At 70.9% G+C, this 16,217-nt stretch carries 12 protein-coding genes and 1 tRNA gene; 5 read left to right on the forward strand and 8 right to left on the reverse strand.

Annotated elements, in window-relative coordinates; translation table 11 throughout:
* Nucleotides 1-19 precede the first annotated feature (19 nt).
* From JYA75_RS14895 to JYA75_RS14905, 3 genes are all read right to left on the reverse strand, one after another.
* A complete protein-coding gene (locus JYA75_RS14895) occupies nt 20-1,351 on the reverse strand; it encodes an AarF/UbiB family protein (RefSeq protein ID WP_029544549.1) in 1,332 nt (443 codons plus the stop codon).
* A gap of 58 nt (nt 1,352-1,409) precedes the next feature.
* Nucleotides 1,410-2,270, reverse strand: a complete 861-nt coding sequence (locus tag JYA75_RS14900; protein ID WP_029544547.1) for a TOMM precursor leader peptide-binding protein — start codon at nt 2,268-2,270, stop codon at nt 1,410-1,412.
* Nucleotides 2,271-2,364: 94 nt separating this feature from the next.
* Nucleotides 2,365-3,867, reverse strand: a complete 1,503-nt coding sequence (locus JYA75_RS14905; RefSeq protein WP_006942790.1) for a zinc-dependent metalloprotease — start codon at nt 3,865-3,867, stop codon at nt 2,365-2,367.
* An 88-nt stretch (nt 3,868-3,955) separates the two neighbouring features.
* Between JYA75_RS14905 and JYA75_RS14910 the strand changes: the two genes are divergently transcribed.
* On the forward strand, nt 3,956-4,981 hold the full coding sequence (locus tag JYA75_RS14910) for a PDZ domain-containing protein (protein ID WP_029544543.1): 1,026 nt from the start codon (nt 3,956-3,958) through the stop codon (nt 4,979-4,981).
* A 20-nt stretch (nt 4,982-5,001) separates the two neighbouring features.
* Here the strand turns inward: JYA75_RS14910 and JYA75_RS14915 are convergent, their stop codons facing one another.
* Nucleotides 5,002-5,607, reverse strand: a complete 606-nt coding sequence (locus JYA75_RS14915; protein WP_037200991.1) for a PPA1309 family protein — start codon at nt 5,605-5,607, stop codon at nt 5,002-5,004.
* Between the two features lie 155 nt (nt 5,608-5,762).
* Here JYA75_RS14915 and JYA75_RS14920 point away from each other — a divergent pair, with 155 nt between their 5' ends.
* Complete coding sequence (locus JYA75_RS14920) at nt 5,763-8,750, forward strand: UPF0182 family protein (protein ID WP_206003486.1); 2,988 nt, start codon at nt 5,763-5,765, stop codon at nt 8,748-8,750.
* Between the two features lie 255 nt (nt 8,751-9,005).
* Nucleotides 9,006-9,082: transfer RNA gene (locus tag JYA75_RS14925), tRNA-Met, on the forward strand.
* 51 nt (nt 9,083-9,133) lie between these two features.
* On the opposite strand, the gene JYA75_RS14930 is transcribed toward JYA75_RS14925, so the two are convergent.
* Complete coding sequence (locus JYA75_RS14930) at nt 9,134-10,777, reverse strand: acyl-CoA synthetase (RefSeq protein ID WP_203330137.1); 1,644 nt, start codon at nt 10,775-10,777, stop codon at nt 9,134-9,136.
* A gap of 294 nt (nt 10,778-11,071) precedes the next feature.
* Between JYA75_RS14930 and JYA75_RS28825 the strand changes: the two genes are divergently transcribed.
* Nucleotides 11,072-11,374, forward strand: a complete 303-nt coding sequence (locus JYA75_RS28825) for a potassium channel family protein (protein WP_239010587.1) — start codon at nt 11,072-11,074, stop codon at nt 11,372-11,374.
* An 86-nt stretch (nt 11,375-11,460) separates the two neighbouring features.
* Here the strand turns inward: JYA75_RS28825 and JYA75_RS14940 are convergent, their stop codons facing one another.
* The 3 genes from JYA75_RS14940 to hisN all read right to left on the reverse strand — a co-directional run bounded on the left by JYA75_RS14940 (nt 11,461) and on the right by hisN (nt 14,990).
* On the reverse strand, nt 11,461-12,669 hold the full coding sequence (locus JYA75_RS14940; RefSeq protein ID WP_029544531.1) for an acyl-CoA dehydrogenase family protein: 1,209 nt from the start codon (nt 12,667-12,669) through the stop codon (nt 11,461-11,463).
* A 43-nt stretch (nt 12,670-12,712) separates the two neighbouring features.
* Nucleotides 12,713-14,104: an acyl-CoA dehydrogenase family protein gene (locus tag JYA75_RS14945; RefSeq protein ID WP_065922418.1), complete on the reverse strand. Its 1,392-nt coding sequence runs from the start codon at nt 14,102-14,104 to the stop codon at nt 12,713-12,715.
* Nucleotides 14,105-14,204: 100 nt separating this feature from the next.
* On the reverse strand, nt 14,205-14,990 hold the full coding sequence (gene hisN / locus JYA75_RS14950) for a histidinol-phosphatase (RefSeq protein ID WP_065922419.1): 786 nt from the start codon (nt 14,988-14,990) through the stop codon (nt 14,205-14,207).
* 79 nt (nt 14,991-15,069) lie between these two features.
* Between hisN and prfB the strand changes: the two genes are divergently transcribed.
* A complete protein-coding gene (gene prfB / locus JYA75_RS14955; RefSeq protein WP_029544529.1) occupies nt 15,070-16,194 on the forward strand; it encodes a peptide chain release factor 2 in 1,125 nt (374 codons plus the stop codon).
* The last annotated feature ends 23 nt before the right edge of the window (nt 16,195-16,217 follow it).

The raw sequence follows: 16,217 nt of genomic DNA on the forward strand, positions 1-16,217 counted from the left end.
CGGACCGGCTGCCGGGAGGTCAGTCCACCGGATCGGTGAATCCCGGCAGCCACGCCGACAGGATCCGCATGTACGGCGCGTGCGCGTCCAGTTGCGCGCAGATACCGACGGAGCCGAGGAGTACGCGGACGATGTTCGCGTACTCCGGCGGCAGGTTCAGTGCCCGCGCAGTGCGGAAGTTGGATCCGGAGAAGTCGGTGGCGGTGCCCGCCGCCTTCTGCAGCCAGGCCCGGGTGAAGTGGAACGACTCCGTGTGGATCGGATCCGTGAACGGGCGCAGGTAGTCCGCGATCTCCTGCTCGGTGACCTCCCGGCCCGGCAGGACGAACCGGTTCTCGTAGAGCAGCGTGGTCAGCTCGTCGAAGCGCTCCTCGAGGGCCAGCCGCACCATCCGGCCCAGCACCGGCGGCAACCCGTTCGGCATCGCGGCCGTGGCACCGAAGTCGATGACGCCGAGCCGGCCGTCGTCGAGCAGCATGAAGTTGCCCGGGTGCGGATCGCAGTGCAGCAGCCCCACCTGTGCCGGGGACGCGAAGTGGAACTCGGCCAGCAGCGCCCCGGCCCGGTTGCGCTGCTCGCGGGTTCCCTCGGCGATGATCATGGAAAGCGGTGTCGCCGTGAGCCATTCGGTGACAAAGACCTTCGGGGAGCTGGCGACGACCCGCGGCACGACGAACCGGGGATCGTCGGCGAACACCCTGGCGAACGTCCGCTGGTTGTCGGCCTCGATCCGGTAGTCGAGCTCCTCCTCGGTGCGCGCGGTCAGCTCGTCGAGCACGGCCCGCACGTCGGTGCCCGGCATTACCGTCGCGAACAGTCCCGCGAACCGCGACAGGGTGCGCAGATCGGCGCGCAGCGCCTCGTCGGCGCCCGGGTACTGAACCTTCACCGCGACCTCGCGGCCGTCCGCCCACACCGCCCGGTGGACCTGGCCGATGCTCGCCGAGGCGGTGGGAATGTCGTCGAACGAGGCGAAGCGCTCCCGCCAGCGGGCGCCGAGCTGCTGATCGAGGACGCGATGGACCGCCTTGGCCGGTAGCGGCGGCGCCGCCGACTGCAGCTTCGTCAGCGCCTCCCGGTACGGCTCGGCGAACTCCTCCGGCACCGCGGCTTCCATCACGCTCAGCGCCTGGCCCACCTTCATGGCTCCGCCCTTGAGCTCGCCGAGCACCGTGAACAGCTGCTCGGCCGCCTTCGCCGCGAGCTCGGCATCGATCTCCTCGCGGTCCCCTCCGGCCAGACGCCGGCCGAATCCCACCGCGGCGCGACCGGCGATCCCGAGGGGGATGCTGGCGAGCTTGGCGGTGCGGGAACTGCTTCTGCGGGGGATTTCGGCCACGCCCACCATCATGCCTGACGGCGTCAGACCGGCGCGGTGCGCCGCTGCGTGACCGGCGCGGTGCGCCGCTTCACGCGGGTGTGCCTCCGCACCCGCAGTCCGGGTGCCGGAACCAGCGCCGCGACGTGAGTCGATGGCTGCGCAGATCCACCTCGAGGGTCCGGTCCAACGTCGCGGGCGGCGTGGACGGCGAGGCGGCGAGAATCGCGTCGAGCTGTCCGAGGGCGAGGGCCGCGGTCGCCAGTACCGCTGCGGGCTCCGCACACCCGACGCGGTCGCACAGCTGGGCGGCCAGCTGCGGCCAGTGCGGATCGAGATCCGTGCGGGTCAGATCGGCGCAGCGCAGGCAGCTCGTGCGGCCCGGGACGACGAAGGGGCCGACGATGCCGCGGCCGTCGCGCAGCAGTACGGGCAGATGCGGCACACGGTGCCGCATCAGCTCGCGGACGAGACCGGGGTCGGGCACCAGCGCGTCGGTGAGCAGCACGCACTGCGCGTCCCAGCGGGCGACGTCGCTGTCGCCGGTGTAGACGGCGGACCGGCGCAGCCGCGTGCCCGACACCGTCAGTTGGGCGACCAGCGCGTCTGCCAGCGGCCCGCGCCCGTGCACCCGCACCCGGGGGACCTGCAGCGCGGCTACGCCGGGATCCCGGACCGCACCGAGGGCGGTCAGCTCGTCGAGCAGGGCGGTGACGGCGGCGCCCGGCAGCCCCGCCCGCGCGGTGCGGGCGAGGATCTCCTCGCGCGACGAGCGCCCGTCGAGCAGGCGCAGCACCGTCGAGAGGCCGAACGCGTCGAGCCCCGCGCCGGGGGACAGGACGGCCGCCGTGTCCGGGCCCCACCCGAGTTGCACCGTGCCGTCCGGTCGGTGGAGCACCTCGAGGGCAGGGTCGAGCGCCGGTCCGGACTGTGGATGCGTTGCCGTGGTCATGCCGTCAGCCTGACAGCAACCCCCGTCGCACCACCTGTGCCCGAGGCGGGTTGTCCACAGGGTAAAACCGGCGCCTACCTGGCCCGATGTGCCTTCAGGCGGATTCGTCGGGATCGGTGGACTCGCCGGAGCCCGGCTCGCCCTTCTCCCGCTCGGCGCGTTCGCGCGCCTCGGTCTCGCGCAGCTGGGCGATCGGATCGTCGAACGCCGCCGCTTCTCCGCCGATGACGCGGTCGAGGAACGCGGCCGGGTTGTCGAGGTCCGACGAGTCCGGCAGCAGATCCGGGTGCGCCCATACCTTGTCCCGCGCGTCCGGCCCGGCATCGGTGGTGAGCCGGCGCCACAGGGCCGCGGCCTCGCGCAGCTTCCGCGGCCGCAACTCGAGACCGACGAGAGTCGCGAAGGTCTGCTCGGCGGGCCCGCCGCTCGCGCGGCGGCGGCGCAGCGTCTCGCTCAGCGCGGCCACCCCGGGCAGCCGGTCGCCGAGCGCGTCGGCGACCACGGTCTCCACCCAGCCCTCGACCAGGGCGAGCAGCGTTTCGAGGCGTTCGAGGGCCTGCTTCTGCTCGGGGGTGGTCTGCGGCTCGAACGCCGCACCCTTGAGCAGTTCCTCGATCTTCGACGGATCCGTCAGCGCCATGGGATCGATACCCTGGGCGAGGTCCTCGATCGCGGAGAAGTCCATCCGGATGCCACGCGCGTAGTCCTCCACAGTGGACAGCAGGCGCGAGCGCAGCCACGGCACGTGGCTGTAGAGCCGTTGGTGTGCCGCCTCCCGGGCGGCGAGGAAGACCAGGACTTCCTGGGCCGGCTGCTCGAGTCCGTCACCGAACGCCTCGATCGCGGCGGGCATCAGCGCCGCGGTGCCCGCGGGCCCGAGCGGCAGGCCGATGTCGGTCGAGGTCAGGACCTCCTTGGCGAGCTGCCCGAGGGCCTGTCCGAGCTGGGAACCGAACGCCAGCCCGCCCATCTGGGAGAACATGCCGAGCATCGGCCCGGCCATCGCCCGGGCCTCTTCCGGCAGGCCCTGCATCCACATGCCGTTGACCTGCTCGGCCACCGGATCGCACAGGCGTTTCCACGTCTCGAGCGTGTTGTCGAGCCAGTCGACGGGCGTCCACGCGACGGTGCGGGTCGCGCCCGCGGGCAGGGTCGTCGCCCCGTCGAGCCACAGCTCCGCCAGATGTGCGGCGTCCCGGACGGCGTCCGCCGACCCGGACGACACCGGGGTGACGGAGCCGATCTGCTGGCGGGCGAGCTTGCCGGCCACCTCGTAGTTGACCGGCCCGGAACCGCCGGACCCCACCGCGCTGCCCATGCCGCTGAGCATCTGACCGAACTGTGTCAGCATCTGCCCGAGCGCCGCCGGGTCGAAGCCCTGCGCGCCGAACGGGTTGTCGCCGCCCGCGCCGAACGGGGCACCGCCTGCGCCGGGGGCCCCGAAACCGAAGGGGAACCCGCCGGTGGCGCCGCCCTGGGACCCGGCGCCTTCCGGGCCGGCACCCTCGGCGCCGGATCCCTCGGCGCCGGAACCGGAGTCCTTCCTGCGGTCCGGGTCGTCGTCGGGATTCGAGAATCCGAAAGGCGTGTCGCTCATGTCGTCAACGGTACAAGGCGCACCGCGGGGTGGCGGCCCCCGCGATCACGCTGATCGCGAACATCGCCGCTCCGGATACCCTGGCCGGGTGAATCGACGGCTCGTGACGATCCTGGCGGCGCTGTTCCCCGCGCTGCTGCTGGTGACGGTGGCGCTGAACGTGAAGGTGCCGTACGTGGCGCTCGGGCCGGGCCCGACGTTCGACACCCTCGGCGAGATCGACGGCAAGGCTGTCGTCGCCATCGAGGGCGCCGACACCGACCCCACCAGTGGCGAGCTCGTGATGACCACGGTCGGGGTCAGCGACCGCCTGACCGTGGCGCAGGCGCTCTCGGCGTGGCTGGGCAGCCGGTACGGGATCGCCCCCCGCGAGCAGATCTACCCGCCCACCGCGACCAGGGAGCAGGTCAAGGAGGCGGACGCCGCCCAGTTCGAGCAGTCCGAACGCAGCGCGGAACTCGCCGCCCTGCACCACCTCGACCTGCCCGTTGTCCTGCGCGTCGCCAGGGTCGGCGAGTCCGGGCCCTCCGCCGGCGTGCTGCGCGAGGGCGACCGGCTCGTCACCGTCGCCGGGGAGCCGGTGACCACCGCCGGCAGCGTGCAGCGGGCCGTCGCCGCGGTCGCGCCCGGCACCCCGGTCGACGTCGTGCTCGTGCGCGACGGGGTCGAGCAGACCGCCTCGGTGACCGTGGGAGCCCGCCCCGACGATCCGGACAAGGGCTTCCTCGGCATCAGCCCCGAGGAGGTCCCGGACGTGCCGTTCGACGTGACGTTCAACCTCGCCGACGTCGGTGGCCCGTCGGCGGGGCTGATCTTCAGCCTCGCCGTGGTCGACAAGCTCAGCCCCGGCGAGCTCAGCGGCGGCGAGGTCGTCGCAGGCACCGGCACCATCGATTCCGACGGGGTCGTCGGCCCGATCGGCGGCATCACCCACAAGCTCGTCGGGGCCGCGGAGGACGGCGCCACGGTGTTCCTCGTGCCCGCCGACAACTGCGCCGAGGCACAGAGCGACGCCCCCGACGGGATGCGGCTGGTCAAGGTCGAGACCCTCGAGGGCGCGATCGACGCGCTCGGCTCCCTCGCCGCCGGCGGCGACGCGCCCACCTGCGGCTAGGCCGTCGTGCGGGACCGGTCCTAGTCGTCGCCCGGTTCGAGGGTCGCGTACAGGGCGGACACCACGTTCGGCGCGAGGTTGTCGTAGGTGCGCAGCTCGATCCCGGCGAACGGGTCGTCCTCGTCGGTGGGCCTCAGCTGCAGCAGCGACAGCGACGGCCCGTCGCGCAGGACCGCCGCGATCAGGCGGGCATCGCGCCGCTCCGGGTGCCCGTGCGCCGCGGCCCGGGCGGCCTCGTCGGCAGCGTGCGGATCGGCGAGCAGCGGCACCAGCGCGTCGTCGAGATCCGACTCCGCGCTCGGGGGCAGCACCACGATCTCCTGCACCAGGGCGCAGCCGGCGACGGAATCGGGCCAGCTGGTGGTGGCGAGGAACTCGTCGAGGGCGGGGCTGCCGCCTTCGACGTCGTCGGGGAAGGCCTCCTGCTCCACCGGGGTGTACTCGTGGCCCTCGTCGAGCTGGTCGAGCAGGGTGGGTTCCGACGCCGCCAGCAGGGCCGTGGGCACCAGCGCGAACATCGTCGGCGGCTGTCCCCAGCCACCGGCGTCGACGAAGTCGACGATCTCACCGACGCACCGGCGCAGGGCGTCTTCGGACGGGACGGGATGACTGTCGCTCACGGACATATCCTTGCATCGTCGCCGGGTCTCGTCGCCGCGCGGCGTGGTGGTCGCCTCATTCCGTAGAGTGGGGCGAAACGGTCACCGCGAGTGCCGTGGGTGACAGTCGGGGTGAACAGCTGCGGCGCGTTCGCGTCGCCGGAGAATTGGGAGTGTGGCACGTGGGCATGAGGCCCCCCACCGGAGTACCTTCGCTGTCGAAACGCAGCAAGATCCTGCTGAGCCTGGCCGTGGTGGCCGCGGTGCTGCTGCTGGTCGGTCCCCGACTGGTGGACGCCTACACCAACTGGCTGTGGTTCGGCGAGGTCGACTTCCGTGACGTGTACCTGAAGGTGCTGTGGACCCGGATCGTCCTGTTCCTCCTCGTGAGCCTGTTCGTGGGCGGTGTGGTGTGGCTGGCGCTGCTGCTGGCGTACCGATCGCGGCCGGTGTTCGTGCCCGCATCCGGGCCCAACGACCCCATCTCGCGGTATCGCACCACGGTGATGACCCGGCTGCGCACGTTCGGCCTCGGCATTCCGATCGTGCTCGGCCTGCTGTCGGGCCTGATCGCGCAGGCGAGCTGGGTGACCGTGCAGATGTTCTTCAACGGCGGCTCGTTCGGCACCACGGACCCCCAGTTCGGGCTGGACGTCGGGTTCTACGCCTTCGACCTGCCGTTCTACCGCTTCCTGCTGAACTGGATGTTCGTGGCGGTCATCCTGGCGCTCTTCGCCAGCCTGGTCACCCACTACATCTTCGGCGGCATCCGGCTCGCCGGCCGCGGCGGCAGCCTCACCCGCGCCGCCCGCATTCAGCTGGCCGTGCTGGCCGGGATCTTCGTTGCGCTCAAGGCGATCGCGTACTGGCTCGACCGGTACGCACTGCTGTGGAGCGGGCGCAAGGAGCCCACCTTCACGGGCGCGGGCTTCACCGACATCAATGCCGTGCTGCCCGCGAAACTGATCCTGATGGCGATCGCGGTCATCTGCGCGGTGGCGTTCTTCGCGGCCATCGTGCTGCGCGACCTGCGCATCCCGGCGATGGCGACGGCCCTGCTCGTGCTCTCGTCGATCCTCGTCGGGGCCGTGTGGCCGCTGGTGGTCGAGCAGTTCTCCGTCCGGCCGAACGCCGCCGTCAAGGAGTCCGAGTACATCGAGCGCAACATCGCGGCGACGCGTGAGGCCTACGGCATCACGGACGAGATCGTGGAGTACCGGGATTACCCCGGCGTGGGCACCACGTCACCGCGCAACGTGCCGGCGGACGTGACCACCATCGCCAACACCCGCCTGCTCGATCCCAACGTGCTGCCGCGCACCTTCACCCAGCAGCAGCAGCTGAAGAACTTCTACGGGTTCCCGCCGTCGCTGGACATCGACCGGTACGAGATCGACGGGGAGCGCGAGGACTACATCGTCGCCGCCCGCGAGCTGTCGCCGTCGAGCCTGACGGGCAACCAGACCGACTGGATCAACAAGCACACGGTGTACACCCACGGCAACGGCCTGGTCGCGGCTCCCGCCAACCGAGTGAACGCGGCCGCCAGCGAGTCCGCGGAAGAGGCCGCGAACAGCAACAGTGGCTACCCGGTGTACATGGTCAGCGACATCGCATCGCTCGAGTCGGGCAACCAGGTGATTCCGGTCGAGCAGCCGCGGATCTACTTCGGTGAGGTCATCGCGCAGGAGGAGCCCGACTACGCGATCGTCGGTGCCGCCGAGGGGGAGGCCCCGCGGGAGTACGACACCGACACCGCGCAGTACACCTACACCGGCTCGGGTGGCGTCTCGATCGGCAACTGGTTCAACCGGCTCGCGTTCGCGTCCAAGTACGCCGAACGCAACATCCTGTTCTCGAGCGCCATCGGCAGCGAGTCGAAGCTGCTGTTCAACCGCGACCCGCGGGACCGGGTGACGAAGGTCGCGCCGTGGCTCACCGCCGACGGCGACGCCTATCCCGCCGCGGTCGACGGGCGCATCGTGTGGATCGTCGACGCCTACACCACGCTCGACAACTACCCGTACGCGCAGCGCAGTTCCCTCGAAGGGCTCGTCGAGGACAGCGTCGACCAGAACACCGGCCGGCTGCTGCCCCGCAAGGAAGTCTCCTACATCCGGAACTCGGTGAAGGCGACGGTCGACGCGTACGACGGCACCGTGACCCTCTACCAGGTCGACGATCAGGACCCGGTCCTGAAGGCGTGGATGGGTGTCTTCCCCGATGCGGTGACCCCGCAGGATCAGATCTCCGACGAGCTCCGCTCGCACTTCCGGTACCCGGAGGACCTGTTCAAGGTGCAGCGCGAGATGCTCGCGAAGTATCACGTGGACGACCCGCGCGAGTTCTTCACCAACAACGCGTTCTGGTCGGTGCCGAGCGATCCGACGGTGGACACGACCGCGAACCAGCCGCCGTACTACGTGCTGATCGGTGACGAGGAGACGGCCCGCCCGTCGTTCCGGCTCACCTCGGCGATGGTGGGCTTCAACCGGCAGTTCCTGTCCGCGTACATCTCGGTGGACTCGGACCCGGACAACTACGGCAGGTTCACGATCCTGCGGCTGCCGACCGACACCCAGACGTTCGGTCCCGAACAGACGCAGAACGCGATGATCTCCGACACGCGCGTCGCGTCGGAGCGGACCCTGCTCGAGAGATCCAACCGGATCCAGTACGGCAACCTGCTGACGTTGCCCATCGCCCAGGGCGGGATCCTCTACGTCCAGCCGATGTACACGGAACGCAGTTCGGCGACGGGGAGCACGTCGACGTTCCCGCAGCTGTCCCGGGTGATCGTCAGCTATCGCGAGCCCGGCCCTGCCGGCGGCGTGCGCATCGGCTACGCCCCCACCCTCGCCGCGGCGCTGGACCAGGTCTTCGGGGCCGGTGTCGGCAGTGCGGCCACCGCGCCGGGTGGCGAGTCGGCGCCCACCGCGCCGGTCGAGGGGACGGAGCAGGACGGTCAGGCAGCGGCTCCGGCGCCCGCTCCGGCGCCGAACCCCGCTCCCGCCCCGGCTCCCGCGGACCGGGCGGCCGCGGTCGCCGAACTCGACGCGGCGCTGGCCGAGCTCAGTGCGGCCCAGAGCACGGGCGACTTCGCCGCCTACGGCCGTGCGCTGCAACGGGTGCAGGCGGCCGTGGACGCGTACCAGTCCACCGGCGGCTGATCCCTTCCGCGACGAACGGGGCCCCGCGCACGAGGTGCGCGGGGCCCCGTCGGTTCGAGGACGACTCGGCGTCCGGCCGGGGCAGCCGCTCTCGCACTGCAGGTCGGCCGCCTCGCCACGCGATTGTTATTCCACCGTTATGTGAGCGGGGTCGTCGCGCGAGTGTGTCCCAGGACACAGGATGAGGGGCGAAAACGGCCTTCGCCCAGGCGATTTGCATTCCATTCATCGGGCCGTGTAACTTCGTTCTTGCAACGCGGGGTGGAGCAGCTCGGTAGCTCGCTGGGCTCATAACCCAGAGGTCGCAGGTTCAAATCCTGTCCCCGCTACCAAGTGGAAGGGCCCGGCACCGGATCATCCGGTGCCGGGCCCTTCCCATGTGCTCAGGGCTTCATGTCGACGAGCACGCGTCGCAGCAGCTTTCCCGTCGCATTGCGCGGCAGCTCGTCGAGGAAGACGATGTCGCGCGGGACCTTGTAGCGGGCCAGGTTCGCCTTGACATACTCCTTGATCTCCTCGGCGTCGCGCTCGGAGCCCTCCGCCGGCACCACGAAGGCGCGCAACCGGTGACCGAAGTCCGGATCCTCCACGCCGACCACCGCGGCGTCGAACACGTCGTCCCGCTCGACGAGGAGGTTCTCCACCTCGAGCGGGTACACGTTCTCGCCGCCGGAGACGATCATGTCGTCGTCTCGGCCGTCGACGAACAGCAGCCCGTCCTCGTCGAAGTGCCCCACGTCGCCGGTCGAGAGCAGACCGTTGATGCGCTCCTTGTCCCGGCCGTCGGTGTAGCCGTCGAAGCTCAGACCGCTCGCGACGAAGATCCGGCCCACCTCGCCGGGCGTCGTGATCCGGTTGCCGGCCTCGTCGTACAGTTCGACCCGGCACGTCACCGGCGGCCGTCCGGCCGTGCCCGGCGCCCGGCGGATGTCCTCGGGAGTGGCGACCGTGGCCACCGCGCATTCGGTGGAGCCGTACAGGTTGTGCAGCACGTCGCCGAAGTATTCACGGGTACGCCGGCACACGTCCGGCGACAGCGCGGACCCGGCGGAGAAGATGATCTGCAGGCTCGACGTGTCGTACCGCCCGATCGTCTCGCCGCCGAGGTCCAGGATCCGCTGCAGCATGGTCGGCACGACGACCAGCACGTTGGCCCGGTGCCGCTCGATCAGGCGAACCGTCTCGAGCGGGTCGAACCGTCGCTCCATCACCACCGTCTGCCCCAACGCCAGGGCGAGCCCGAACTGCGAGATTCCGGTCCCGTGGAACGCCGGCGCCGCCATCAGCATCGTCTGTCCCGGCCGCAGCGGTACCCGGTCCAGGAACTGCGCCGAGGCGAGCGGCGACGTGCGCTCGCGCGGGGCGCCCTTGGGTGTGCCGGTGGTGCCGCTGGTGAGCAGAACGAAACCGCCCAGCGTGCTCGGCGGCGGAACGGCGGACCCATCGAACTGCGCGAGCACGGACTCGATGCCCGGTGGGCCCGGCTCGTCGCCCTCGGGCCACGAGCTGTAGGTCCGTACCTCCGGCGGCAGGGCGGCCGCCACCGCCGCGAACTCGGCGTCGTAGACGAAGGTGCCCACACCTTCGCGCGCGGCGACGTCCGCGAGCTGCCGCGGAGCGAACCCGGTGTTCATCATGACCAGCTTCGCGCCGAGCTTGGCGGCGGCGAGCATGGTGAGAACGAGTCCGCGATGGTTGCGGGCCATCAGGCCCATCACGTCCCCCGCCGCGACGCCGTCGGCCTGCAGCGCCCGCACGAGCGCGTTCGACTGCGCCTCGAGTTCCTGGTAGCTCAGCCGTCCGCGCTCGTCGACGAGGGCGACGGCGTCGAAGCCACGCGCGGCGTGGGCGTGCACCGGTCCGGCGAACGGACCGTAGCGGCTCACCGCGACGAGGGTGCCGATCCCGTGGTCCACCCGGGGGAAGTGCAGCAGCCCGGAGCGGGCGAGCACCCGTACGGCGCCGAGCGTGTCGGTCACCCCCCCGGCGGCACCGGTGATCCTGTCGATGATGTCCTGCCCGGGCATGCTGTCCCCTTCGAGCTCGTGCCGGATTCGCGTCACCGCAACACTAGTGGTGACGCGCCTCACAGTCATGGACATTCGTCCGAATTGCCGGCGGGCACCCGGACGGGAGGCGATTCCGGCCCGCGCGGCGGTGACGGCAGGATCCGTTCGTGATCCGATCCCTCGCCTCCGGGGCGTTCGAGTGACCGAGGAACGGTGGCGCCGCCTGTCCGAATGGCCGATGGCCACCGCGGCGGGGATGTTCCTGGCCGCGTACGCATGGCTGGTGCTCGCCCAGCCGGCGGACGGCACGGCGTGGGTGGGCGAGGCGGTGATGGTGCTCACCTGGGTGTCACCACGGTCGGCTACGGCGATTTCGCCCCCGTCACGGCCACCGGCCGGCTGATCGCGGCCGCCCTGATGATCGCGGGCATCGCCCTGCTCGGTGTCGTGACGGTCACGTTGGCGTCCTGGCCGGTCGAGCGTGTGGGCGAGCAGGACGAGGCGAGCCAGGCGGTGACACGGGCGCAGGTGGCCGCGCTGACGGCCGAGGTGGTCGCCCTCCGCGAAGATCTCCGCCGCGCACGTGAGGACGATTCCGCCGGCTCTCGCGTGTAGCGGACCGCCCCCGGAGCGCGAGAGGGCCCCCACCGTCGGTGCCTACGGCGGGGGCCCGACCCCTCGGAGAAGTGGTCTGTGACCTGCTACTTCAGCTCGGTGCTCGACAGGCCCAGCAGCCGCCGCGCGATGATGAGCTGCTGGATCTGCTGGGTGCCCTCGAAGATGTCGAGGATCTTCGAGTCGCGCGCCCACTTCTCGAGCAGCGGACGCTCGGAGTAGCCGTAGGTGCCGGCCAGTTCGACGGCCTTGAGGGTGACCGCGGTGCCGGTGCGGCCGGCCTTGGCCTTGGAGATCGAGGCCTCGAGCGAGTTGGGATGCTTGTTGTCGGCCATCCACGCGGCCCGCAGCGCCTGCAGGTAGGCCGCCTCCCAGTCGGCCTCGAGCGCGAGGAACTCGGCGGCCGCGGCGTGCTGGTTGCAGGCCGGGATGTCGTAGGACACCTCGACGCCGGCCTCGGCGAGGATGCCGCGCAGTTCCTCGAGCGCCGCTCGGGCGACGCCGACGGCCATGCCGGCGACGATCGGGCGGGTGTTGTCGAAGGTCTGCATGACCCCCGCGAACCCCTTCTCGACGTTCACCTCGGGGCTGCCGAGCAGGTTGTCCTTCGGGATCCGGCAGTTGTCGAGCACCAGGACGGCGGTGTCGGAGGCCTTGATGCCGAGCTTGTGCTCGAGGCGCGCCACGCTCAGGCCGGGGGCGTCCCGCGGGACGACGAACGACTTGATCGCCGCGCGCCCCTTCGACCTGTCGACGCTCGCCCACACCACCACGTGGGTCGAGCGCTCGCCGGCGGTGACGAAGATCTTCTCGCCGTTGAGGACCCACTCGTCGCCGTCGAGGACGGCGGTGGTGGTCACGGCGGCGGAATCGGAGCCGAAGCTCGGCTCGGTGATCGCCATCGACGCCCACACCTTGCCGAAGCGTTCGAGCTGCTCGTCGGTGGCGACGGCGGCGATCGCCGAGTTGCCGAGCCCCTGGTAGGGGATCGACAGGGTGAGCCCCACGTCGCCCCAGCAGGTTTCGATCACATTGAGCAGCGACGCCATGTTGCCGCCGTTGACGTTGCCGGCCTGCTTCTTCGGCTCGTCGCCGCGGCCGAGCGCCGCGCCCGAGGCGCCCTGGCCGGAGTCGTTCAACCCCTCGACCATCGCGGCCATCGTGTCGAGCTCGACCGGGTACACGTGCTCGGCGAGGTCGTACTTGCGCGAGACGGGACGGAAGATCTGCGCGGCGACCTGGTGCGCCTGGTTCGCCGACGCCTTGAGCCTCTTGGGAAGTTCGAGATTGATCATCACAGATTCCTAGGTGTGAGGTGACGCTGCCGGATCGGGCGGCTCAGACGAGGACGACGCCCTCGGCGACGCCCACGGCGCGCAGGTCGCGGTACCAGCGTTCGACGGGGTGTTCCTTGGTGAAGCCGTGGCCACCGAGCAGTTGGACGCCGTCGAGGCCGATCCGCATGCCCTTGTCGGTGGCGAGCTTGCGGGCCAGCGCCGCCTCCCGGGCGAAGGACAGGCCCTGCTCGGCGCGGGCCGCGCCGCGCAGCGTGACCAGCCGGATGCCGTCGAGCTCGATCTTCATGTCGGCGACCATGAAGGCGACGGCCTGCCGGTGGCTGATCGGTTCGCCGAACGCCTCCCGTTCGTTGACGTAGGGGACGACGTAGTCGAGCACGGCCTGCCCGGTACCCATGGCGAGGGAGGCCCAGCCCAGGCGGGCGAGGCGGACCGCGTCCGCGTACTGCTCGGCGCGTGCGTCGGCGTCCGCGTCGCCGAGCAGGGCGGCCTGCGGGACGGCGACGTCGGTCAGATGCAGCCGGCCGAGCCCGGCGGCACGCAGGCCCATCGACGGGTCGGCCTCGATCGCGACGCCCTTGCTGTCGGACTCGACCAGGAACAGCGACGGCTTTCCGTCGAGCTCGGCGGCGACGACGAACAGTTCGGCGCTGCCGGCGGCCGGCACGAGGGACTTGACGCCGTTGAGCCGGTAACCGCTGGGGGAGCGCACCGCCTTGGTCTGCAGCGCGAACGGGTCGAACAGGGCGCGCGGCTCGGTGATCACGACGCAGGCCTGCGGGACGTCGTCCCCGGCGAACGCCGGCAGGTAGGTCCGCTGCTGCTCCTCGGTGCCCCACTGGGTGAGGGCGACCGCGACGCCGCTCGGCGCGAGGATCGGCAGGGCCAGCCCCATGTCGCCGTGGGCGAGCGCCTCGGCGACGAGCGCGTTGGTGACCGCGCCCCGCTCGGTGGCGGCTCCTTCGAACGCCTCGGGCACATTGACGAGGGTGATGCCGAGTTCGGCGGCCCGGGCGAGGAGGTCGGTGGGGGCGGCGGCCGCCTCGTCGGCGTCGTGCGCGGCGGGCCGCAGGATCTCGGCGGCGAACTCGCGGACGGTCTCGGCGATCATCTGCTGATCGTCGGTGGGGGTCAGGTCGAACAGGTCGGTGCGGACGGCGGGGTCGAGGCGCTGAGGTGCGTTGCCGCCGGTGACCTTCTTGAAGGTGCGGGTGGCGGCGCCGAGCGTCTTGAAGCCGGTCTTGGTGGACTGGTAGGTCACCCGGTCGATGGCCTGCCGGAGGTTGTACCGGTCCGCGAGCTCCGAACCGGTGATCCGCGTGAGCACCCGCATCGCGGCGCCCATGGCGTCCCGTCGGAGGGGATTCAGGCCCACCGCGGACGTGTCGCGAGGGGTGTTCCGGGCCACACTCTCTTGCTTGCTCATGATCACCAGAAGTTTCTCGATGTGGGGACGGACACCACTACCTTACTCCGGAGTAAGGTAGGTGTCTACTATCGAGTAAGTTCGGGGTGGGCGGGAGCCGCGCGGATCACCGCAGGCGCGTGAGCACGCCCTCGTGCAGCGCCCCGTTGGTGGCTACCGCGCTGCCGCCGTGCGGGCCGGCCGCACCGTCCAGATTCGTGAACCGGCCTCCCGCCTCCCGGACCAGCACGTCGAGCGCGGCCAGGTCCCACAGGGACACCTCGGGCTCGAGGGCGATGTCGACCGCACCCTCCGCGAGCAGGCAGTACGAATAGAAGTCGCCGTAGGCCCGCACCCGCCACACCTCGTCGGTGAGCGCGACGAATTCGTCGCGCCGACCGCGATCGCGCCAGCCGGACAGGCTCGAGAAGCTCAACGACGCCGCGGACAGGTCGGTGACCTGCGAGACGGCGATGCGGCGCGGCTCTGCGCCGTCGTACGCCACCCACGCGCCCGCGCCCGCCGCGGCCCACCAGCGACGGTTCAGCGCCGGGGCGCTCACCACCCCCACCACGGGCACGCCGTCGTCGAGCAGGGCGATGAGGCTGGCCCACACCGGCACGCCGCGCACGAAGTTCTTCGTCCCGTCGATCGGATCGACCACCCACTGCCGGCCGGTGAACACCGCGTCGCCGCCGAACTCCTCGCCGAGGATCGCGTCGCCCGGGCGCTCGGCGCCGAGGGTGCCGCGCACGGCGCGTTCGACGCCGAGATCGGCATCCGACACCGGTGTCAGGTCCGGCTTGTCGGTGACGGTCAGGTCGAGGGCGCCGAACCGGGTGCGCGTGATGGCGTCCGCCTCGTCGGCGAGGCGCAGGGCGAGGTCCAGATCGGCCGAGAGGTCGGTGCTCATGCCTCAGACGCTAGCCGAGAGCCCACCGGGCCCCGAGCGGTGGCGAGGTACCGCCGCACACCCGGTAACCTTGGGAATCGTGCATCCCGATGTTTCCGCAGACCTGGCCGAACTGGCGACCACCCTCGAGACCGTCGAGGCGGTTCTCGACGTGGACGAGCTGCGTCGGCGTATCGACGAACTCGAGCACCAGGCCGCCGACCCGGAGCTGTGGAACGACCAGGAGCACGCGCAGCAGGTCACCAGCCAGCTCTCGCACGCCCAGGGCGAACTCCGCCGCGTCGAGGAGCTGCGCTCCCGGCTCGACGACCTACCGGTGCTCTACGAACTCGCCGAGGGCGAGGAGGGTGAGGACCGCGCCGCCGCCATGGCCGACGCCGACGCCGAGCGGGCCGGCCTGCGCACCGACATCGAGGCGATGGAGGTGCGCACGCTCCTGTCCGGCGAGTACGACCAGCGCGACGCGCTGGTCAACATCCGCGCCGGCGCCGGCGGCGTCGACGCCGCGGACTGGGCCGAGATGCTCATGCGCATGTACATCCGGTGGGCCGACAAGCACGGCTACCCGGTCGAGGTGTACGACACCTCGTACGCGGAGGAGGCCGGCATCAAGTCCGCGACCTTCGCGATCAAGGCGCCCTACACGTACGGCACCCTGTCGGTCGAGATGGGCACCCACCGGCTCGTGCGGATCAGCCCCTTCGACAACCAGGGCCGCCGCCAGACGTCGTTCGCCGAGGTCGAGGTGCTGCCGGTCGTCGAGACCACCGACCACATCGACGTCGACGAGAACGACATCCGCGTCGACGTGTACCGCTCGTCCGGCCCGGGCGGGCAGTCCGTCAACACCACCGACTCCGCGGTGCGCCTGACCCACATCCCCACGGGTATCGTCGTCACCTGCCAGAACGAGAAGTCGCAGTTGCAGAACAAGGTTTCGGCCATGCGCGTGCTGCAGGCCAAGCTGCTCGAACGCAAGCGGCAGGAGGAGCGCGCGGAGATGGACGCGCTCAAGGGCGACGGCGGCAGCTCGTGGGGCAACCAGATGCGCTCCTACGTCCTGCACCCGTACCAGATGGTCAAGGACCTGCGCACCGAGTACGAGGTGAACAACCCGGCCGCCGTCCTCGACGGCGACATCGACGGGTTCCTCGAAGAGGGCATCCGGTGGCGCATGCGCGAGAACCAGAAGCAGAATCAATAACACGGCTACGGAGGATCCACCCT

Origin of the sequence: Rhodococcus sp. PSBB066 (assembly GCF_017068255.1) — a bacterium.
Classification (GTDB): domain Bacteria; phylum Actinomycetota; class Actinomycetes; order Mycobacteriales; family Mycobacteriaceae; genus Rhodococcus; species Rhodococcus aetherivorans.